At 49.3% G+C, this 19,797-nt stretch carries 18 protein-coding genes and 1 pseudogene; 12 read left to right on the top strand and 7 right to left on the bottom strand.

Annotation, left to right across the window (positions count from 1 at the left end):
* Positions 1–75: 75 nt before the first annotated feature.
* Complete coding sequence (locus EL645_RS04505; protein WP_126548913.1) at positions 76–594, bottom strand: hypothetical protein; 519 nt, start codon at positions 592–594, stop codon at positions 76–78.
* 405 nt (positions 595–999) lie between these two features.
* On the opposite strand from EL645_RS04505, the gene EL645_RS04500 reads away from it, so the two are divergent.
* Positions 1,000–1,923 carry a class I fructose-bisphosphate aldolase gene (locus EL645_RS04500; protein ID WP_126548912.1) on the top strand — a complete coding sequence of 308 codons (924 nt, stop codon included), beginning with the start codon at positions 1,000–1,002 and terminating at the stop codon, positions 1,921–1,923.
* Positions 1,924–2,035: 112 nt separating this feature from the next.
* Here the strand turns inward: EL645_RS04500 and trxB are convergent, their stop codons facing one another.
* Entirely contained in the window at positions 2,036–2,986 is a 951-nt protein-coding gene (trxB, locus tag EL645_RS04495; protein ID WP_126548911.1) for a thioredoxin-disulfide reductase, read from the bottom strand.
* 679 nt (positions 2,987–3,665) lie between these two features.
* On the opposite strand from trxB, the gene EL645_RS04490 reads away from it, so the two are divergent.
* Positions 3,666–4,121, top strand: a complete 456-nt coding sequence (locus EL645_RS04490; RefSeq protein WP_126548910.1) for a hypothetical protein — start codon at positions 3,666–3,668, stop codon at positions 4,119–4,121.
* A gap of 57 nt (positions 4,122–4,178) precedes the next feature.
* On the opposite strand, the gene EL645_RS04485 is transcribed toward EL645_RS04490, so the two are convergent.
* Positions 4,179–5,300, bottom strand: a complete 1,122-nt coding sequence (locus EL645_RS04485) for a M20/M25/M40 family metallo-hydrolase (RefSeq protein WP_161977106.1) — start codon at positions 5,298–5,300, stop codon at positions 4,179–4,181.
* A 266-nt stretch (positions 5,301–5,566) separates the two neighbouring features.
* Here EL645_RS04485 and EL645_RS04480 point away from each other — a divergent pair, with 266 nt between their 5' ends.
* From EL645_RS04480 to erpA, 4 genes are all read left to right on the top strand, one after another.
* On the top strand, positions 5,567–6,124 hold the full coding sequence (locus EL645_RS04480) for a hypothetical protein (protein WP_126548908.1): 558 nt from the start codon (positions 5,567–5,569) through the stop codon (positions 6,122–6,124).
* On the top strand, positions 6,049–7,029 hold the full coding sequence (locus tag EL645_RS04475) for a S8 family serine peptidase (RefSeq protein ID WP_126548907.1): 981 nt from the start codon (positions 6,049–6,051) through the stop codon (positions 7,027–7,029). Before EL645_RS04480 ends, EL645_RS04475 begins: the two co-directional genes overlap by 76 nt.
* A 23-nt stretch (positions 7,030–7,052) precedes the next feature.
* Positions 7,053–7,199: a DUF2921 family protein gene (locus tag EL645_RS39070; RefSeq protein WP_161977105.1), complete on the top strand. Its 147-nt coding sequence runs from the start codon at positions 7,053–7,055 to the stop codon at positions 7,197–7,199.
* A gap of 304 nt (positions 7,200–7,503) precedes the next feature.
* A complete protein-coding gene (erpA, locus tag EL645_RS04470) occupies positions 7,504–7,905 on the top strand; it encodes an iron-sulfur cluster insertion protein ErpA (RefSeq protein WP_126548906.1) in 402 nt (133 codons plus the stop codon).
* A 111-nt stretch (positions 7,906–8,016) separates the two neighbouring features.
* Here the strand turns inward: erpA and EL645_RS04465 are convergent, their stop codons facing one another.
* Entirely contained in the window at positions 8,017–8,433 is a 417-nt protein-coding gene (locus tag EL645_RS04465) for a hypothetical protein (protein WP_126548905.1), read from the bottom strand.
* An 11-nt stretch (positions 8,434–8,444) separates the two neighbouring features.
* Positions 8,445–8,966, bottom strand: coding sequence for a hypothetical protein (locus EL645_RS04460; RefSeq protein ID WP_126548904.1), 522 nt, complete (start codon positions 8,964–8,966; stop codon positions 8,445–8,447).
* 396 nt (positions 8,967–9,362) lie between these two features.
* Between EL645_RS04460 and EL645_RS04455 the strand changes: the two genes are divergently transcribed.
* Both EL645_RS04455 and EL645_RS04450 read left to right on the top strand, forming a co-directional pair.
* Entirely contained in the window at positions 9,363–10,328 is a 966-nt protein-coding gene (locus EL645_RS04455; protein ID WP_126548903.1) for an ROK family protein, read from the top strand.
* Between the two features lie 45 nt (positions 10,329–10,373).
* Positions 10,374–11,144 carry a transcriptional regulator gene (locus EL645_RS04450; protein WP_126548902.1) on the top strand — a complete coding sequence of 257 codons (771 nt, stop codon included), beginning with the start codon at positions 10,374–10,376 and terminating at the stop codon, positions 11,142–11,144.
* A gap of 14 nt (positions 11,145–11,158) precedes the next feature.
* Here EL645_RS04450 and EL645_RS04445 read toward each other — a convergent pair whose 3' ends face one another.
* Positions 11,159–13,180, bottom strand: a complete 2,022-nt coding sequence (locus EL645_RS04445; RefSeq protein WP_126548901.1) for a sensor histidine kinase — start codon at positions 13,178–13,180, stop codon at positions 11,159–11,161.
* A gap of 195 nt (positions 13,181–13,375) precedes the next feature.
* Between EL645_RS04445 and EL645_RS04440 the strand changes: the two genes are divergently transcribed.
* The 3 genes from EL645_RS04440 (at position 13,376) to EL645_RS04430 (ending at position 15,554) form a co-directional block, all read left to right on the top strand.
* Positions 13,376–13,762, top strand: coding sequence for an ArsR/SmtB family transcription factor (locus EL645_RS04440; RefSeq protein WP_126548900.1), 387 nt, complete (start codon positions 13,376–13,378; stop codon positions 13,760–13,762).
* Between the two features lie 148 nt (positions 13,763–13,910).
* Positions 13,911–14,783 carry a cation diffusion facilitator family transporter gene (locus EL645_RS04435; protein WP_246035278.1) on the top strand — a complete coding sequence of 291 codons (873 nt, stop codon included), beginning with the start codon at positions 13,911–13,913 and terminating at the stop codon, positions 14,781–14,783.
* 147 nt (positions 14,784–14,930) lie between these two features.
* On the top strand, positions 14,931–15,554 hold the full coding sequence (locus EL645_RS04430) for a TetR/AcrR family transcriptional regulator (protein ID WP_126548898.1): 624 nt from the start codon (positions 14,931–14,933) through the stop codon (positions 15,552–15,554).
* A gap of 78 nt (positions 15,555–15,632) precedes the next feature.
* Here the strand turns inward: EL645_RS04430 and EL645_RS04425 are convergent, their stop codons facing one another.
* Positions 15,633–17,741: a GAF domain-containing protein gene (locus tag EL645_RS04425; protein WP_126548897.1), complete on the bottom strand. Its 2,109-nt coding sequence runs from the start codon at positions 17,739–17,741 to the stop codon at positions 15,633–15,635.
* Between the two features lie 748 nt (positions 17,742–18,489).
* Between EL645_RS04425 and EL645_RS04415 the strand changes: the two are divergent.
* Positions 18,490–19,760: pseudogene (locus EL645_RS04415) on the top strand (cytosine permease).
* Positions 19,761–19,797: the final 37 nt, after the last annotated feature.

Genomic DNA, 19,797 nt, shown 5'->3' with positions numbered 1-19,797 from the left:
TTTTATAAGATGGAGTGAATTTCATTTGGCGGGAGGAAGATAAGGCTACCTTTCTCCTGCCAATTTTTTCGCGGCTTATTCGAGTAGAAAACTGCCCATCAGCTCACGGCGCAGATGCGCTTTTTGCTCTTCTGAAGGCTGGGATGATTGCTTTTCAGGCGCTGGCAAGGCTGCATGAGGAGAGGTCAGTGCTGAAGCAAATTCGTCTAGCATAATCTCTTCTAAAAATGTGGGCTGCTCGGTCTCTTTTTTCTCAGCCTGTTGTAATGGAGAGGTTGACCCGGGTTGCTGAGCAACGGGTTGAGCCACTTCCTCTTCTACTGATTCCTGTGATTCCTGTTCCTGTGGCTCCATGCTGACCGTAGAGGCTTGTGGTGCCTGGGTTACTGTCATATGTTCTGGTGAACTGGATGACACCGCCTGTAACGTGTCTAAAGCTATGCGCGTACCATTGATTTCAAGGAAGACTCCGTAACCTGCGCGCAGGTCGGTAAGTTGCTCACGCAGCCTACGATTTTCCGCCTCCAACTCTTCCATAATATTTCGTTGTTTTAATAATTCTTGTGCGATAAGATCGAAGCTGCTACCGCCCATACTATCTATCTCCTTTTATAATACATAATGTTTTATAATTCATTAGGCAAGGGGAGATAAAAATCCCTTTCCCTGGTGTCATGATATACAAACGTATCAATATAGAGAGGGTAACAACCGTCATGGAGGCAGGCTATCCCCAAGGATATGAATGTGATGAGCATCAGGGTATTTTCAACGTATCTTTGGACATAATTATGTATATAGCTCATGCTTGTGAGCGTCTATCCTCTGTGTTACACTAGATCGCGCGAGGTTCCGGCTAAATTGCCGGGTGCTGACAAACGATGGATAACGTGTAGAAGTGCATACGGGTTCCACATTCATCGTGATACAATATGGAATATATGCTACCACAGAGATTGTGGTAGGTTCCCGAAGGAAAGTACGTTAAGGAATAGAAAAATGAAAGACCGTATCAAAGAAATTTTAAGCTGGTATGACAGCGAAAATCCTGGCGTTCGCACAAATCTGGCTCGCATGCTCAATCATGGTCGTCTGGGTGGAACCGGTAAAATGGTTATTCTGCCAGTAGACCAGGGCTTTGAGCACGGTCCAGCACGTAGCTTTGCGCCTAATCCTGCTGGTTATGATCCTCGCTACCACTTCCAGCTGGCGATTGAAGCTGGCTGTAACGCCTATGCCGCTCCTCTAGGTTTTCTGGAGGCTGGCGTTTCTGAGTTTGCCGGCGATATTCCCCTGATTTTAAAATGCAATAACCACGATGTGCTTAATGACGAGAAAGATCCGATCTCTGCCGTCACATCGGGTGTAGAGGATGCGCTACGTCTGGGTTGTGTGGCCGTTGGCTTTACTATTTATCCTGGATCTTCTGAGCGCACTCATATGTATGAGCAGCTGCGTGAACTGACCCTGGAAGCCAAGTCTGCTGGCCTGGCTACAGTTGTCTGGTCCTATCCTCGTGGTAGCTCTTTAAGTAAAGAGGGCGAGACCGCGATTGACGTAGTCACTTATGCGGCTCAGATCGCTGCCCAGCTGGGTGCTGACATCATCAAAGTGAAATTGCCATCCGCTAAAGTTGAGCTGGCCGAAGCACAGAAAGTCTATCAGAAGTACGAAGTTCCTGTCTCCACACTGGCCGAGCGTGTCCATCACGTGGTTCAGAGCTCGTTCAATGGTCGCCGTATCGTCATCTTCTCCGGTGGCGCGACAGCTGGCGATGACCAGGTCTTCAATGAGGCTCGTGCCATTCGCGATGGTGGTGGTTTTGGCTCCATTATTGGACGCAATTCCTTCCAGCGTAGCCACGATGACGCCGTCAAATTCCTGGGCAATATCATGGGCATCTACGAGGGTTCAGTACAATAGTTTTTTCAGCAGTGTCTGCTGCGAAGGCTTGGGCCGCCAGTGCGAGCCCGTAATAAATAGAGTGAGGGGAGATGCGGCCGTGGCTGCATCTCCCCTCACTCTATTTAGAGTATTAATTCCAGTTTTCGACGCCTACATCTTCACCCTGCTCGGCCAGCCAGCGTTCCAGATCGATGGCGGCTCGACAGCCGTCTCCGGCAGCTGTAATGGCCTGGCGGTAGCGATGGTCAGTGACATCACCGGCGGCAAAGACACCGGGTATATTGGTCATCGTATACTCGGATGGGATAATATAGCCAGCCTCATCCAGATCGATGATCCCTTTGAATAATGCAGTATTGGGCTGGTGTCCGATCGCCAGGAAAACGCCCTGAGTGTCAAACTTGCTCTCTTCACCGGTTTTAGTATTGCGGATGCGCACACCCGTGACTGCATCCTCGCCTAACACCTCAATAACTTCACTATCCATCATGAAACTGATCTTTGGATTCTTGGTGGCCCGATCTTGCATGATCTTACTGGCCCGGAAGCTATCCCTGCGATGTACGATCGTGACATGGCTGGCGTAGCGGGTCAAGAAGGTTGCTTCTTCCATGGCGGTATCGCCACCACCGATAACAATCACATCGCGATTCTTGAAGAAGAAACCATCACAGGTCGCACAGGCGGTAACGCCACGTCCCTGCAGCAATTTCTCGCTTGGCAGACCCAGCCATTTAGCGCTGGCACCCGTAGCAATGACTATTGAACGTGCCTGGTATTCACCCATATCAGTTGTAACTGTGAAGGGACGTTTGCTAAAATCTACCGCGGTTACGTCTTCAGGCAGCATCTCAGCCCCAAAGCGACGGGCTTGCCCTTCAAATTTCTCCATGATCTCAGGACCCAGGATACCGGCTTCAAAGCCAGGGAAGTTCTCGACTTCGCTGGTCAGCATCAACTGACCACCAGCTGCGTAGCCCTGTAACATCAGTACAGATAAATTGGAACGTGCCGCATAGATAGCAGCTGTATAGCCTGCCGGTCCTGAACCGATGATAATTACGCCATATATTTTTGCCATTGATGTATTTCCTCACTTATGTGCTTATCTTCTGCTGATAATAACAAACAGAAGTGTTAATTTATGCCTGTGGCACAATCCACTGTGCAAGCAGCTATCCTTCAGCATGTATCCACTTATGATAACACTGGCCTATTCCCAATCTTCATGCTTATCCGCGCATGGGTATGGTAGACCACCTTTACAGTACCCATCTGGTAGCGGGTAATTTCATATAGCGATAGTAAGATACAAAAGATAAGAGCGGTCTCTAGTATATCATAGTGCCTGTACTGCGAATACTCTTCGGCTAAGTAAGCAGAGCCTTTTCATATTCCTCTTTGGCGCCTGCGGCGCCGGTTTGGGAGTGTGGAGTGTATGTGGTGGGCGGCCGCGGCCGCCCACCACATACACTCCACACATGAAATCATGTACCTCTTATCGCTTGTTCGTGATCTCCTAGCGATCTCTGGACGAACAGTAAAAAGCCCTGCTAAGTAAGTCTGCCAATTAAGGATAGCGCTTATTGGATATATAGCGTATCTGCACGTTATATAAAAAAGTATGAAAAGCCGGGCTTATAAGCAGGCTGTTTTTATCTGATTGTATCCTGATTATGGTATTGTATGAGTAGTAAGAGTATTTCTAGCGTCTAAACAGAGTAATTCAACAACTCTTGTCTATAAGGAGAAGGGATTGCATGATGCAACAAGTTCCAGGTGAAGAACCAGAACATCAGTGGCAGCAAGGCTATAGAACATATAGCACTGATAGTTCCTATGCAGGCAGGACAGCCGACCAGAAGCTCTCTGATGAGAGTGATGAGCAATTTGCGGACCTGTTAGTGCGTAAAATTAAAGATCAGCTAAAAGACGAGCTGCGGAGTAATCATGATAAGACATTAGGCTATCGCCTGGCTCTGGCTATTGTTTCTATCTGTATATTGGTGCCGATCTTTATTGCATTTGTTGTTGCATTAGTGTTAGGCCTGAGTGGTGGTGCCACGATTGGTTTGACCTGGAGCTTGATTGCGATATGTATAGCAATTTCAGTGGTTAACGCTAATTTCAATCGCATCGCTTCTGGCAGAAGTTATGAGGGAACAAGCTGGAACAGTGGTCAGCGCCCGAAAGATAAGACTGATAAGCCAGCCTGATGGGGAACAGGTCCCCGGAGGAATGAACGTGCCGGGCACCTGTTCAAGATGTTACTATTATCGTTCTGCTTGTAATTGAACGTTCTGGGTAGTCTGGGTACGCCATAAATGGAGCACCTGTAGCGTATCCATGACTATTTGTTCAAGCGGAGATAGCGCGACGTGTTCCTCGAAGGTATGCTCTTTAACCACACCAGTAGAAACGGTGAAGGCACGAATGCCAGGTCGCAAGCCGCCCGTATCACTGCCAATAAAGGTAGGCTTCATGGTAAGATTAGAGCCACGTTGTGAAAGAGCGATCTGGTACATTGTCAGCAGTAGCTCATCAGTATTGATACTGTAACCTTCGCGAGACTTAAAAGTAATCTCTACCCGGCCACCCAGCCGTTGTGCGGCCTCTTCAAACGCTTCCTGGATCTGTAGCCGATAGTGCTGGCGTATTTCAGGTGCTTCAAAGCTGCGTATCTCTCCTTCAATCCTGACACTGTCAGGGATAGCATTGCGTGCGTGGCCCCCACTGATCTTGCCGATATTGATCCTTGTCTGGTCCAGTGCTAGCGAACCAAGCGGGAAATTTGCCTGGTGGAAGATCTCAATGGCGCTCACTGTACCGGTTAAATCCTGGCCCGGATGACCCGCTTTGCCAGTAATCGTAATATCGAACGTTTCATACGCCGCCCCCTTGGATACCACCACCCCGGCTTCAAAGGCATTATCAAATACCATCCCATCGGCCACATTCCATTGCGCGGCATCGAAACCGTTGGCTCCACAGAGTCCACTCTCCTCTTGAACCGTAAAGAGCAGTACCAATGGTGGTAGTTGCAATTGCTGTTCGATGGCGCGGCGGACCACTTCCAGAATAATAACAATGCCAGCCGCATCGTCGGCGCCGAGATTTGTTTTGCCATCACTATAAAGCACGCCATCATTTAAAATAGGAGTATGGCCCAGGCCGGGTGCGACACGATCCATATGCGCATTGAGTAGTACAGGCGTCCCCTCGCCTTCCAGGGTCGCGATGAGATTGCCCATATCATCTACCTGGGTTTTCAAGCCCAGGGACATTAAATGTTGTTCGAGATAGTCCCGTATATATTCTTCGTGACCTGAAGTACTAGGAATACGTACGAGTTCTACCAGTGTGCGGTAAAGCTGATCTGCATATATGTACATCATATTGGTTTCCTCCATATCAACCTAATGTTACAACGAAATGGCGAATCCTTTCGATGACAAATAGATGAGATGGGTGGAGTACCCGCTGTCATAGGTGTAACATTTTTGGTGTCACTTTTCTCACATCTGGCCTATCTGGTTGTCTCTCTACGCGCCTTAGGCTATAATGGGACTATTCTTCGCTTCAGCTTGTACTGCCCTCTTAGAGGCAAGTACTACCACGCTTTATTTTCAGAAATCATAGCATGTGGAAGGGGATTCCCCTCATGTCTCGTAGTGCAACAGAATTCATGGGAACGCCTGCCGGGTTATTCCATTGGATTCCTGGAGAAATGATTGTCATTGCTCGTCTAACGCGCAATCCGTTGGATAATGCTCTGGATGCGGTGACCGAGCAAATTCGTGTTCAATTGAATACTTTTCTGGCCCGCTACCAGCTGGCTTTAGATCTCTATGGGACAGCTGGGCGTTGGGATGAGTACCCGGCTATGCCGCCAGTGCGGCGGCGAGCTTTTGTCTTTGGATTACATAGTCAGCAGCCACTGATTGCGCTCTTTTTTCATACGCGTTATCTCGATACACGTGAGGGCGATCCACTGCCCTCTGCACTTTCCTATATACATGCTCATATCGCATACTTCGCGCAGTTGGGATTGCATATAGTTTCAGCCATGCCGAACTGGCTGGTGACAGCGGCGCCTTTACTGTATAGTGATGGGGGCCGAGCGCACCCCCACGTCCTGCCCCTATGTTGGATATCCAGACTCCTCCTAATGGTTTACCGGGCTGGCATCTGCAATTCTCGCAGCAGGGCCTGGCATTAGATGCGCGCAATGCTGAAGATGTGACCGTGGTTGTGTTAGATACAGCTCAGCATCCCGATCGGATCAGGAGTGCTGCCACGCGCCCAGAACTGCGGCGCAACTGGCTGCTGCAACGCGTAGTTGAGGATATGCGTATGGAGGATGGCTCATTTGGTGTGGAGTACGATCGCTATCCGGTCACCAACGATGTACGTACCGGTCATGATGCAGCGCAGAACAATCGCTATTATCTGATGCCTGATCATGGACTTTTTATAGCTGGTATTATTCGCGATCTGGCGCCGCGTGCGCGCATTCGCCTGGTGCGAGCACTTAATGACTTTGGGGGGAGCGATCTCTATAACCTCTTTGCCATTCTGACCGATTTAGAACATGAACTGGTCTCAGGTACGATTAGGCGTCTGGTGATTAACTTGAGTATGACTATCATGCCCGATATTCTACGCCTGCCATATTTGTGGTTCCAAGATCGCCAATGGCCGACCGCGCAATTGTTGGGAGCTCAAAATGTTTTGTCGTCGCTTGAAGAGGGCCTGCGCCTCCTTTTTGCCAGCCTGGCTGCCCATGGTGCTTTAATCGTTGCCGCCGCTGGCAATGATTCTTATCAGGCTTTTCAAAAAGCCTTGCCACCACGTCCACCGCGTGCCCCTGCGCGCTATCCATCGACATTGAGCGTTACATCGGTAAATGGCAATTTCCTCCCCTCACAATTCGCCAATGCCGCCAATCTTCCTGCTGAATCTTCAGGCGTGGCAACTTTTGGGGAGATCGCGCTGGAGTGCTGGATAAGCAGGGGCTACCAGATGCTGTGCGTGGCCTGTTTATATCGCCCACCTTTCCTGGTGGAGAGTCTAACCTGTCCGGCTGGGCGGACTGGTCGGGCAGCTCATTCTCGACCGCAATGATTAGTGCTCTAGGTGCTCATCTGTTGGCCCAGGGCTGGTCTGCCTCAAATAGCATTACACGCCTCTCAATGGGGCAGGGGCAGCAAAGTGAGATTGCCTTTGGCACGCCACCAGATGTCGCTAGCTTGCTTGCCAATGTCGTTTATATACAGCAACGCTTTGGCCTGTAAAGCATGGTCTATAAAAATATCAGAAAATCTGGAATAAAAGAGCCATTAGAGCGGTTCTAGTTTATGGATTATATTGCAAATTCCAAACCTGTGTCGCTCTTAAGCAACAATCAGGAAAAACACTTTGTGGTATAATACATGAAATATGATGTGTACTTTTTGTATTGTCTGGCTTGTAGAACACTCTATAATTCCTGGCAAAAAAAGTGTACAATACACACAGGTGTACTTGTAAACACATCAATCGTTCTATCTGGATAGTAAAAGGGTTGCCCTCGCATCCCTTTCGGAGAGGTGAATTTATATGATTGAGCAGAACCAGCAGTCGGCGATCCAGACAAGCGTTCTGAGCATGACTCCCGCCGCAGCAGATAAAGTTCGCGAACTGCTCAAGCAGGAAAACGACCCAACTTTGGGCCTGCGCGTTTTTGTCGCCGGTGGTGGTTGCTCGGGTCTCCAATATGGTATGACCCTTGACGAAGAGCAGGAAGGCGATACCGTCGTCTCTCTGGGCGATATCAACATTTTCGTTGACGACATGAGCCTGGGTTACATCACAGGTAGTGAAGTCGACTATGTCGATAGCCTGATGGGCGCGGGCTTCACCGTGAACAATCCAAACGCCGTTTCGAGCTGTGGCTGTGGTCACTCCTTCAAAACTGCCGATGGCGGTGGCGAGTCCCGTAGCTGCGGTTGCGGTCACTAAGCTTCCAAATTGGAGTGAGGGGTAAGTAATATTCCCACTGCTCCTGCTAAAACAGGGGTTCCTTTGCTAGCAAAGGAACCCCTGCGTTGTGTCTGATCTATTTATTGAGGGTTAATCGAATTCGCTATCCTCTTCATCTTCAACAGCGTTAGATACTCCTTGTTTCGTGACTGTGTCGCGCAGCCGGTTGATCAGGCCAGGCATGTCGGTGGAGAATTTGGAGTTGGCAACAACCTTGTGGGCGCCCGCCTTGAGCGCGCGGGTCCGTGCCTCTAGATCCATGTGTGAACCAAAGGCCAGCACTGGAAGCTGCCGGGCTCGTGCCGCGCGAATTGCCGCTTCCCAATCGACACCAATGGTCGCGATATCTACAATGGCCAGTGTGGGTGCTGGCGTGGCGTTCAACCCCTGCTCAAAGGCCGCCAGGGTCCGTGCAATCGTTGCCTCCATCGCATGATGGCGCAGGGTATCGCGAATCTTCACGGAAAAAAACAGATCTTTTTCCAGGGCAATAATTGAAGTGGTCACAATTGTCTTTCCTAGTCTTCGGTGCTTTCATAGACGGGACGGCGGAAGCGATCACCCAGTTCTTGATTAATGACGGTGAGATCATTATAGAGCTCTGGCGTCAGTATATGATGGGTGCCGTTACAGTAGGGCTTATCGCACTTTTTCGCATGGCTGGTCTCAAGTACCAGGTTGCCGTCTTCTACCGTGGCCCAGATGTGGCGGCGTGAATAGCCATCACCCCATTTAAAAATGAGACCGCTTTTATACTCATCAAAGCGTCCTTGCCCATAGAGGAAATCGCGATTAAACATCTCCAGAATAGGGCGGATGCGGCTGGCCTCAATCACCTTTGCGGTCGGGGGCGACATCGTCGTGGTTGCTTCGGCCGCCAGATCTTCCTGTGGAATAAACAACTCGCGGCTGGGATGTTGCTCTTCGCGAATCATTTGCTTAATCATTTCCCCTTCGACATCACTCAGATTATGACCCTGCCCCAGAATTGGCGCTTTGCCAGATCGTGGCGGTTGTTCGGGTGTATTTTTGCCAGGCACAGTACAACTCCTTGCTATTCTAAAAGCCATCAGATGTCGCACTTGGCGTAGCACATCTGATTTGTCTGACAGTCTAATCAATGTAATCTGCACATAGCTTACAACGTCAGGCAAATCCCGACAAGTTTTAATATCCCAGCTTCTTCCATACTTGACTTGTCTTTTCTTCACGCAGCGCTAGCGACAAAATAATATAGAGTGAATAATCTTAATGTACCATGCAATAACCCAAGTACAGATATTCAAAACATCTGTACTTGACATATGTTCTATTGCTGATTATACTTCTGTTATATAAAGTGTAGATTGTTCTCATCTCTATTGCTTGAATCGTAGTGTAACAAGAACAAGAGTTCTAGTCTATTAGTAGAATAGAGACATGCAGGACATGTGCTCATGAGCGTAGCAAAGGGCGTTGCGGTTGGGATGGAAATTGGAGGTGGGCAGACTACGGTCGCTCTGATTGATCAGAATGGCTGTGTGCAAGAACGATATGTAGCCAGGACATTGCGTGGCCGTCCAGCAGTCGCAACCTTCGATCCATACTTACGCGCAATTGATATGATGCTGCAGCATGCCAGGGAACACGAAATGGAGGTCCTTGGTATTGGTGTAAGCGTCCCCGGATCAGTGGATAGCTTAACCCGTCGTCCACTGCAGGTTCCTATTCTCCCTTCGCTCAATAATTTCCCCATTGGTGATTTACTGGAGAGCCGCTATCAACTACCCATCCATGTACATGCGGATGTCGATGCGGCGGTACTGGGTGAGCATCGCTTTGGGGCGGGCAAAACCCATCAACGTCTGCTCTTCTTGACCGTGAATGCTGTTGTCGGAGCGTCTTTAGTCGTAGATGGGCAGTTAGAGCGTTCGGGTCGTCAGTATGTCGGGCATGTCTGTCATGTACCAATTGCCTCGACGGGACCGCGTTGTAGCTGTGGAAAATGTGGCTGCATTAACACGTTGATCTCGATTGAAGCGGTAAAAAAAATGGTGCAGCGGGCATTACGCCGGGGTGAAGAAACAACACTGACACAGCGCTTCTTAAATCATGAAGTTTTTAGTCATCAGTTATTGGCGGAAGAGGCGGTGCGTGGGGATAATCTGGCGCTGCGTATCTACCGAGAACTGGCTCGCTGGTTAGTGGAGGCTATTACGCGTTATATAGGATTGTTTGAGCCGAATATCTTTATTTTAGGCGGTGGTGTCCTCTATGGAGGAGATCTACTCCTGGCGCAGATACGAACGCTGATCGGGGATCGACCTCCTTCACCACTCTGGCAGATGATCGAAGTGGTACCCGCATGTCTGGGCGGAGATGTCGCGTTGATTGGCTCCGTTGCCCCATTTGCGCTGCTATAAAATTACTTCTGGACAATACTTGAGTTTGGATCATATACTACTATTATGAAGAATACGCAGATTCCTGTCATTGTAATTGACGATACACCGGTTAAGCGTCGTGGGGTGTGTGAGTTTGTTGAGGAGACCTCTTTCCTTGAACTAGGAGGACAGTGTGGGGATGCTCAAGGCGCTGTAACGCTGGTTGAAACCTTGTGTCAGGAGCATCAGGAGAATACCACTCTAGCCGGTTGGCTGGTATTGTCAGATTTGCGCCTGGGTTCAAGTAATGGGGTCGAATTAGGGCGCACGTTGCTGGACATTGCTCCGGGCCTACGGGTGGTAATCTATACCCAGGACCCCAGTTGGACGCTGGCAGCCGAGGTCTTCCGGCATGAATATACGCGCCGTGGAACTCCGCGCAATCGCCGTTCCGGTAAGTCCTCCGGGCTTCATGGCTATGCCCTCTTCAATAATATGGAGCCCGCCTATTTAGAATATATTGCCTCATCGGTCGTATTTCGCAAAGAGACCTATATTGATCCTGAAGTGCTGAACTATTTACTAAAACGTCTGCGCGGACAGCGTTTGACTCCACGACAGGAAGAATGCGCCTCTCTAATCGCCCGCGGCCTGAGCAATGATGATATCGCCCTGCGTATGGGGTTCTTAAATACAAAAGGTGGTCCCAACATCGGACCAGTGGAAAATCTGGTGAGCGAGCTGTATACCTTCTTCTCCATTGAAGGGGCTCCCAGTGATCCTGGACGACGTGTCTTGTTAGCGCATGCTTACGAAGCCTATGCCGGTTTGCGCCAGGACCCACCCTTGCTTTAGGTGCGCGATAGAACTTAAGTGTACTGCTGCTCTTTATGATCCTGTATCTGCTTCGGGGTAGCTATCTGCGCTCCAGGTGGTAGCGGTATCTCTAAGCGGATTATAGTACCATGATGTGGATTGGGTCGTGGCGTTGATTCAAGGTGTAAGGTACCATGGGCGGCGCGTACTTTCAGGTCGGCCTTAAAGATGCTTGTTTTTTCTGGTGGAATGGCTGTTACATCAAAGCCATGCCCATCATCAGCTATTTCAACGCTCAAGATGTTATCACGGCAGACTGTACGCACTGTAGCATAGCTGGCTCCGGCGTGGTTATAGATGTTAAGCAAGGCCTGGGTAACGGTATAAGAGATGGCCTCCGCGATCTTTTCTCCCTCTTCGCTCTGCTCCAGTTCAGGATTAAGCGCATCCAGTGCCCACAGATCGGGCTGGATTTCGAGCAGGGATTCTGTATGTAATAAAGGCAGATCTTCTCTGATCAACTTTTCCAGGTGTAGTTTCAGACCCAGGCTACGACGCTGATAAGCATCCTCGACCAGTAATTGGAGTCCGCGTAAATCTCGTTCTAATTCCTCACTGATCTTGCGCACCTTGCTCAATGCTTCGATGATAGGTGGGGCGACCACCTTACCGTCAGCATTGCGCTCCATCTCAAGGCGCAGTTTATGCTGCCAGTAGCCGAGCAGAGACCGAATACGTAGCGCTTGCTGTTTCGGTTGATCGTGAATGCGTTGCGATAGTAGGGAGCGCAGATGTGCATCTGCATGCAACAAGAGACTGGTGGCTTGTTGCAATTCCTCATTGGTTTTCTGTAATACCTGTGCGGTCTTCTGCTGTTCCTGCAGTGCCGCCTCGCGCTGATCCAGGGTGACATGTAGCCGCGCAATCAGGCGTAGGGAGCGAATGGCATAGAGAAGAATTAGCGGATAGACCGCGGCCAGAATATAGAAGAGCGAGAGCGGCAAGAGCGTTTGCCCGGTCAGCAGAATAGGTAGCACACCGAAGCAAAAGCCCAGGCCGATGCCTCCGATCCAGAGGGTCAATAAATCTCCTAGATGATGGCGGATGCGTCGTGGAATGGTGATTGAGATGCGGCCTTCTGATGTTCTTTTATGTAGTGGCCATATTCCTAATATCTGAAGGATAGACGCGATGCCGATACCCAGGCTGACCACGCCGCCAAAGACTGCATAGCCCAGGCTCAGCTCTATATTGGTACGGATAGGGACATATCCGCTGGACAATAGGGAGATCCAATCATAGGCCATAAGCAGCAATAGAGGAGCATATGGTAATCCATCAACCAGCCAGCTGGGACGACGTCCTGTGGTCATCGCGATGGGACGATAAGTCAGGCTCAGATGGATAAAGGCAGCTCCCAGTAATGCGAAAGAGGGTATCCAGATCATTTGGACCACGAAATCAGGCGTGGTAGCGGTCTGGATATTTCCCCAGTGACTGTATAGGAGTAGCAGCATGGCAGGCGGGAGTAGCGTAAGCCCCTCTACCGCGCCTGTCCACTCCGAGGCGGTTGCCAGCAGTACGATGCCCACGATGAGCCAGCTTAGTCCAGCCAGGAATGTCAGGCCAAATGTTTGCCACCACAGGTTCCAGGTAAAAAGATAGGCCGGACGTGTGATCGTCATCGGGACTGTCTTATTGCCTTGAGCGGTATATATAATGATATCTTGCGGATGAGCATGTTGATAGGCCTGCTGGATACCAGCCACCCCTGACACATGGTTGACTGCCGAAATATGGGTATTGCTGGTCAATGAACTGACCGGGATCGCAAAAGGAGGTAATTGGTCTGGGGTTGAGATAATGACTATGGGTTCGTTGGGACTGGCGGCATCGATGGTCCAGGTAAAGCCCCCGAATACTTTTCCTATTTCGTTGAATAGACGCAGATGTCCGGCGCCACTGATCAGTAATAAGACCAATGCGACTGCCAGATATAATATGGTGAGCCTGGGACGTATACGCTGCCACCAGGCATGAGTTGTATGCTGTTCAGCGAAAAATACAGTAGACACACTTAAGTGTAACATTTTCAATTCTATAGATGCAAGTCAGTGGGTGGGATTGCTTGAGAATCTATCCTTTCTATGCTATACTTGGCTTATAGATACCTGCATGCATGTACAGGTATGCGAAGAAAGGATAATGCTTATGGCCGCTAGATCAGTTGTTTCTCCTGCCTCCATCAACGTTCCTGCACGGGATGAGGTATGTCAGGAGCGTGTGATTCATGTGGAACATGTTGCCGAGATTCGGCGCCACGTGTTGCCCGGGTGGATGCCTCCCAGATCGCGACCCTCTTTTCGATGCTAAGTGATCCTACACGTTTGCAGGTGTTGCATGCACTATTATACGCACCTACGGGTGAACTATGTGTGTGTGACCTGGCTGCTGGCCTGGGCCGTGATGACACCACCATCTCACATCAGTTGCGCGTTCTACGGCAACATAAAGTGGTGGCCATGCGCAAAGTTGGACGTGTGGTTTATTATCGCCTGGTTGATGAGCATATCCGCCAATTGTTATGTATGGGGCAGGATCATATTCAGGAGGAGCACGTTTCAGGAGGGACATTGGATCGCGAGGTGCTGCAATGAGTTTAGGACATACTCATACACATGCTCATGGGCATAGCCATGATCATACTCATGGTATGGCTACGAAGAGCTTGCGCACAGCCTTTTTCCTGACGATGATTATACTGCTGGCGGCCTGCTGGGTGGTATCTTCTCGCACTCCCTGGCTTTGCTCTCAGATGCAGGACATACCCTGACAGATATTTTTGCCCTGGGTCTGGCCTGGTTTGCCGCTGGACAGGCTGAGCGACCTTCGGATGACCGTAAAACGTATGGTTATCATCGTGTGGGGATCCTGGTTGCGCTCTTGAATGCCATTTCACTGATCCTGATCGCGATCTTTATTGGCTGGGAAGCGATCCAACGCTTTCAGCATCCCGAACCTGTGCAGCCATTGATTATGTTTGTCTCAGCCGCTATTGGCATTGTGATCAACCTTTATATCGGTTTTGGACTGAGCAAAGAAGGAGATAATCTCAACATGCGTGCCGCTGCACTCCACGTCTTCGGCGATGTAGGCGCAGCTGTAGCCGTTATCCTGGCTGGTGGCATTATCCTTTTGACCGGCTGGACCTTTGTTGACCCATTGCTCTCAGTCGGCATCGCTCTCTTTATCGCCTTTGGGGCCTGGGGTATCATACGTGAAACCACTGATATCTTGCTAGAATCGGTGCCTAAGGATATCTCAGTAAAGCAACTGGCCGAGGATATTAAGACTATTGATGGTGTGAACGACGTTCATGATTTGCACGTCTGGTGTATTGCCAGTGGTATGTCCTCCCTTTCCTGTCACGTCTCCATTTGCAATTTGGAGCCAGAAGAAAACGCACGTGTGCTGACAAATATCCAAACTATGTTACAAAGCACATATAATATCTCCCATGCAACCATTCAATGTGAATGTAGGGAGCATGCATCGGCCTGTTGCGAGAATGAAAGCCTCTATTGTCGCCTGGGCTCGAACAGTGTAGAAGAAGCCTGCTGCGATCATGAGCATCAGCCCATCAGCATTACTACTAATAACAGCCATAAGCATAGTTAAAGATAAAGCCAGGCTGATCCTGAAATCCCTTTCATGGTCAGCCTGGCCTTCTTGCTTGACAATATATATCCGTCCATGCTATTTTTGTGTGGCCAATCCGGGGATACAAAAGGCGCATCCTAGAATAATCGTTTAAAAGGAACATTCATGCAAACATCACAAGCGCATCGATCCCTCAAAGAGAAACAACGCCAGGAGCGTGAAGCACTGATTCTACAGGTTGCGGAAGAGGTCTTTCTGGAACGTGGCTATCATGAAACCTCGATGGATGAAATTGCCAGCCGTGTTGGTATTGCCAAGGGAACGGTCTATCTACATTTTCCGGGCAAGGAAGATTTGATTATCGCCATCTTCGCACGCGACATGCAGGAAATTTTGCGTCAGATGGATGCCAGCATGGACTGCCAGTCATCTCCTCAGGCCAAATTAGAGGCTCTCCTGCATTTTATGTATGCGGGCCTGTTCAGCAAACGTACCCAATTGCTCTCCTCCATTTACCATAGTGCCGATATGCAGCGCCTGTTCGCAGAGAAGGGCAATTGTCTGAAAGTGCTATGGGATCGTGTGGCGCAATGTGTCGCCCAGTTGTTGGATGAGGGAAAGGCGCGCGGCTATTTTGATGCGTCCATCCCCACCAGTATTATGACCAACACCTTTTTGAGTTTGCTCTCGCCGAAAAGCTATGAGCGCTTGCTGGCGGAGGGGCAATTTATGCCTGAGGATATTGTGCTCAACGCCGGAAAAATTTTCTTCCGCGGCATCCAGGCCTGACCGCAGATTTACATAATGTAGATAATAAGGAAACAATCTAGTTTCCTTAAATTATTTCCTTATTATCTTGAAAAAAAGCTATTCGCCGCTGCTACGTAGTTTATAGACCTTGATGGCTACCTGTAAGGTAAGCCAGTTGCTGCGCTCCTGTAAGTCAATGTCACACAGCGATTGCAGGCGTTCCAGACGCTGTATCAGTGTATTGCGGTGCACAAAGAGCTTCTCAGAGGTTTTAGTCAGGTTCCCAGCGCACTCGAGGTAGGTTTCAAGGGTATCAAGCAAGTCGGTGTTTTTACGGCGGTCATAATTGTCGATATGGGCGATCTGATCCTGATAGACATCGCGCAAATCATCCATATGAGCAATCTTATAGAGGTAGCGATAGACGCCCAGATCATTGAAATGCGTCACGATTGGAGGTCGTTTGCCTTCAGTGGTGCGTGGTTCCTGGAGATTCTGTCCCATCTGCAAGGCTTCATTAGCTTCAGCAAAGCCACGCCGATAATCACTGATATACTGGCAAGTATTGCCAATACCAATAGACAGAAAGACATCATACTCATTGCGCATCTGGACTGCCAGATCTTTAAGCCACGTTTTCAGCCTGGTCCCGCTGGGATCTTTGGTGAGCGGTAAGATACAGGTGATCAGATTTTCATGCTCATAAAAAACTGATCCCGAGTAGTTATCCTGAATGCGGCGCCGTACAATTCCCCCCATACGTTTATAGGCAGCTTGTAGAGAAACACCCTGCGTATAGCTGGCGTTATCCGTGTTGTTGTTGTTGTTGGAGAGCTGACCCGTGCGTACGCGTTCTGGCTTAGCTTGCTTTTGCGCGGCCGTCGTTTCATCCCAGCGTGCATCTACATGGGTGATCTCCACCATCACCGCCGCATGAGGTCGCGTCAGATCACAGCCCAGAAAATGGGCCCGCTGGCGCAACGAATCTTCCGAATCGTTTGTGCCCTGCATCAAATCATCAAAGAAGCCTTTGACCAGATTCTTTTGTGCCAGTTGATTAACCAGGTAGCTATTCTTAATCGCGATCGCTGTCTGGTTGGCAATCGTTGTGAGCAAAGTTTGATCTTCTGGTGAATAGCGACGTGTTTTATTGGAGTAGCAGTTAATCAAACCAAGCTGTTCAGTGCCAGCGATTAGGGGCGCGGAAATCAAGGCACGATACTGGTTATCTTTTAACGGGTTAAGGCGTTCAAGGGTATGGTCGTTCTCGTGCTCTAGATCTATGGCAGCATAGCTGCTATCCCTTGCCAGGTTAGCCTCATTGAGTTCGCGCAACCGTTCCAGCGTCGTGCGATCGATATCAATGGCATGAAATTGTGCACGATCATTGAGATTAGGGGAGGCTGCACGCACCGTCAGGCGCCTGGCCTGGCGCGAGGATTCCAGATCACGTTCGCGGGCCTGATCCATCAACATAATGACGCAGAGATCGACCTCCATTAATTGTACCGTCAGGGTCGCGAGCGAACGGAGCATATCATCAAGGTAGAGGCCAGAGCTGATAGTCTGGCTGAGCACAGACAGCGTGGTAAGCGTACTTAATTTGCGCTGGGTATTTTCATAGAGCTGAGCGTTTTCAATGGCACTGGCAACCAGGGAGGCAGTATTACTAATAAATAAACGATGTTGTTCGGTGAACTCATGAGGAGCGATTGCCTGTACCGTAATCACACCAATCAGGTGTCGCGTCTTGGTAATGATCGGAACCGTCATAATCGACTGAAATTTTTCTTCCTCTAACTCAGGGAAGTAACAAAAGCGCGGATCTTCGAGTGCCTCATCTGTGAGAAAAACTGCCTTCCGATGCAGCGCAACCCAACCGGCGATACCTTCTCCCACCCCCATGGTGATTTTTCCTACCAGATGGCGATACTGTTCGTTCGTACTTGCCAGGACAAGCCGTTCTTTATCTTTATCATAAAGATAGATAAATGCAATCTGGCAGGAAGTAGCGCGGACGACTGTGTCCACAAGGTGACGTAACACTTCATCAAGCCTCAGCGTTGAGCCGACGGTGGAAATTACCTCATTCAGTAAAGAGTTCTCCTGTGTCCGCATCTCGAGCTCGTTATGCAGTTCGATGTTTTCTATGCGTAGTTGTTCGAGTGTCTGCTCCGAGTCGGTGGGGGAGGGAAGCTGATGATTTGTACTTGCCTTGAAAGACATGCAACCTCCTGATTTGACAAATGATAGCACAGGTGTGCGTCTGTCACCACCGCTGCAATCGTTGGAACCGTGGCTGTTGTGTAAGCTTCTTTGCCTATGTACGGTACGAATATACCCTGATGTGCTGATAGGCGACCAAACGGTGTGTCTGGGAGCGCTACACCATTGGTCGCCCTTTACTGGTTAATGTTATATGGATACTCCGTCCATAACTATATATGAGCCATTGTACCCATTTTCTTTCGCCACGTCTAGAGTTTAACCTGCTCTTAAACATTTTCGTTTGAAAATCGACGAAAAAGTATTCAGCCATATCTATCTCAGCATGGACTTTTCTGTCAAATTGTGTGTTTTTTTTACTGATTGTGTATAATGGCGGGTTTTTCTGGCAGCAGGAAAGGTTTACGGCTATAATTGTGCACTGTATCTATTAGATGAGAGTCTTTGTATGTGTACTTCTTCACAGGTTCAGAATTTGAATTTTAATAGTTAGTTGACAATATATAATCTGAGCCTGTTATAATTGTTGTGTAGTTCCCGATATTTTTTGTACATCGCCGTACAGTTTCTGTATGGCTTTTTTGGCATTCAGTAGCGTTTGTTTTTTTATCTACATACAAAGGAGTCTTTATCCTTGGCTACAGATACTATTGAAACCCCGGTTGTTGAAAAAGGTATTGAGACACACGGTATTGAGCGTGTATCTCCCAAGGCTAGAACGCATGTGCGCATCATCGACAACTTTACGATGTGGCTATCCGCGAACCTGGTGCTCTCAACTGTGGCATTAGGTGCTCTGGCTATCCCTTTATTCAAACTTGGTTTCTGGCAGAGTGCAGCGATCATCGTTATATTTAACATCTTAGGCGTGCTTCCGGTTGCGTTTTTCTCTACCCTGGGCCCAAACTGGGCCTGCGCCAGATGACGATTACCCGTTTCTCTTTTGGCTGGTGGGGAACCGTCATTATGGCTTTTTTTAACATTGCTGCCTGTATCGGTTGGTCTGCGGTCAATGTCATCGTGGGTGGTCAGTTAGTGAACGCCTTGAGTCATGGCGCGATTCCTCCCTGGGTTGGTATTTTACTTATCGCGATCCTAACTACTTTTGTTAGTATCTACGGATACAAATACGTGCATCGTTACGAGCGCTACGCCTGGATCCCCATGGCGATTATTTTTGCGCTATTGATCGTGCTGGCTGGTCCTCATTTCGTGGCTGTTCCAGCGCCCGCTTTTAATCTGGCTACGCTGGCCGGTCTGATCTCATTCGGTGGCGCCATCTATGGTTTCGCGACCGGTTGGAGCTCATACGCAGCCGACTACAACGTCAATCAGCCGGAAGAGACCTCAGCCAGCCGTGTATTCTGGTTGACCTTCCTGGGCGTCACCATTCCATGTATCCTCCTGGAGATCTTTGGCCTGGGATTAACCACCGTTGCCGCTTATAGCGCTCCCAGCACTGGTGAAACGCTGGCCCTGGTCTTAAAACCCCTGGGTGGCCTGGGGACCTTCATCCTGGTCTTGCTGGCCCTGAGTGTGGTGGCCAACAATATTCCAAATGATTATAGCCTCGGCCTGACGATCCAGGTATTGGGACGTTCTTTCCAGCGAGTCAATCGTGCGGTCTGGACCCTGATTGGTGCGGTCATCTATGTTCTGATTGCCATCCCTTCAGCCGCAAACTTCAGCGAGACCCTGAATAATTTCCTGCTGCTGATTGCTTACTGGCTTGGACCCTGGGCGATCATCTTGATCCTGGAGCATTTTGTGTTCCGCAAAGGGACCTATAACCTTGACGACTGGAATACCCGTAGCAAGTTACCAGTTGGCTGGGCTGCTATTGTATCCATGTTCCTGGGACTGGTTGGTGTCTGGTTGGGTGCGTCACAGTATCTGTTTACTGGCCCCATCTCGAATGCTCTGGATGGCATGGATGTCGGTTTTGAGTTAGGTGTTGTCATAGCTGCTGTGGCTTACTTAATTCTGCGCCGCATTGAGCTGAGACAGACTGGTCGCTAGAAGACATTTCTGCCTGCAATTTGCGTATCCATGCTTT

The organism is Dictyobacter kobayashii (assembly GCF_003967555.1).
Classification (GTDB): domain Bacteria; phylum Chloroflexota; class Ktedonobacteria; order Ktedonobacterales; family Ktedonobacteraceae; genus Dictyobacter; species Dictyobacter kobayashii.
Note: the sequence above shows the minus strand (reverse complement) of the source record. Positions and strands in the feature narration are given on the sequence as shown.

Bases quoted from the DNA above. Each gene is read 5' to 3' on its own strand.
- EL645_RS04505 (WP_126548913.1), bottom strand. From the start codon at position 594: ATGGGCGGTAGCAGCTTCGATCTTATCGCACAAGAATTATTAAAACAA.
- EL645_RS04500 (WP_126548912.1), top strand. From the start codon at position 1,000: ATGAAAGACCGTATCAAAGAAATTTTAAGCTGGTATGACAGCGAAAAT.
- trxB (WP_126548911.1), bottom strand. From the start codon at position 2,986: ATGGCAAAAATATATGGCGTAATTATCATCGGTTCAGGACCGGCAGGC.
- EL645_RS04490 (WP_126548910.1), top strand. From the start codon at position 3,666: ATGATGCAACAAGTTCCAGGTGAAGAACCAGAACATCAGTGGCAGCAA.
- EL645_RS04485 (WP_161977106.1), bottom strand. From the start codon at position 5,300: ATGATGTACATATATGCAGATCAGCTTTACCGCACACTGGTAGAACTC.
- EL645_RS04480 (WP_126548908.1), top strand. From the start codon at position 5,567: ATGTCTCGTAGTGCAACAGAATTCATGGGAACGCCTGCCGGGTTATTC.
- EL645_RS04475 (WP_126548907.1), top strand. From the start codon at position 6,049: ATGTTGGATATCCAGACTCCTCCTAATGGTTTACCGGGCTGGCATCTG.
- erpA (WP_126548906.1), top strand. From the start codon at position 7,504: ATGATTGAGCAGAACCAGCAGTCGGCGATCCAGACAAGCGTTCTGAGC.
- EL645_RS04455 (WP_126548903.1), top strand. From the start codon at position 9,363: ATGAGCGTAGCAAAGGGCGTTGCGGTTGGGATGGAAATTGGAGGTGGG.
- EL645_RS04450 (WP_126548902.1), top strand. From the start codon at position 10,374: ATGAAGAATACGCAGATTCCTGTCATTGTAATTGACGATACACCGGTT.
- EL645_RS04440 (WP_126548900.1), top strand. From the start codon at position 13,376: ATGTCAGGAGCGTGTGATTCATGTGGAACATGTTGCCGAGATTCGGCG.
- EL645_RS04430 (WP_126548898.1), top strand. From the start codon at position 14,931: ATGCAAACATCACAAGCGCATCGATCCCTCAAAGAGAAACAACGCCAG.
- EL645_RS04425 (WP_126548897.1), bottom strand. From the start codon at position 17,741: ATGTCTTTCAAGGCAAGTACAAATCATCAGCTTCCCTCCCCCACCGAC.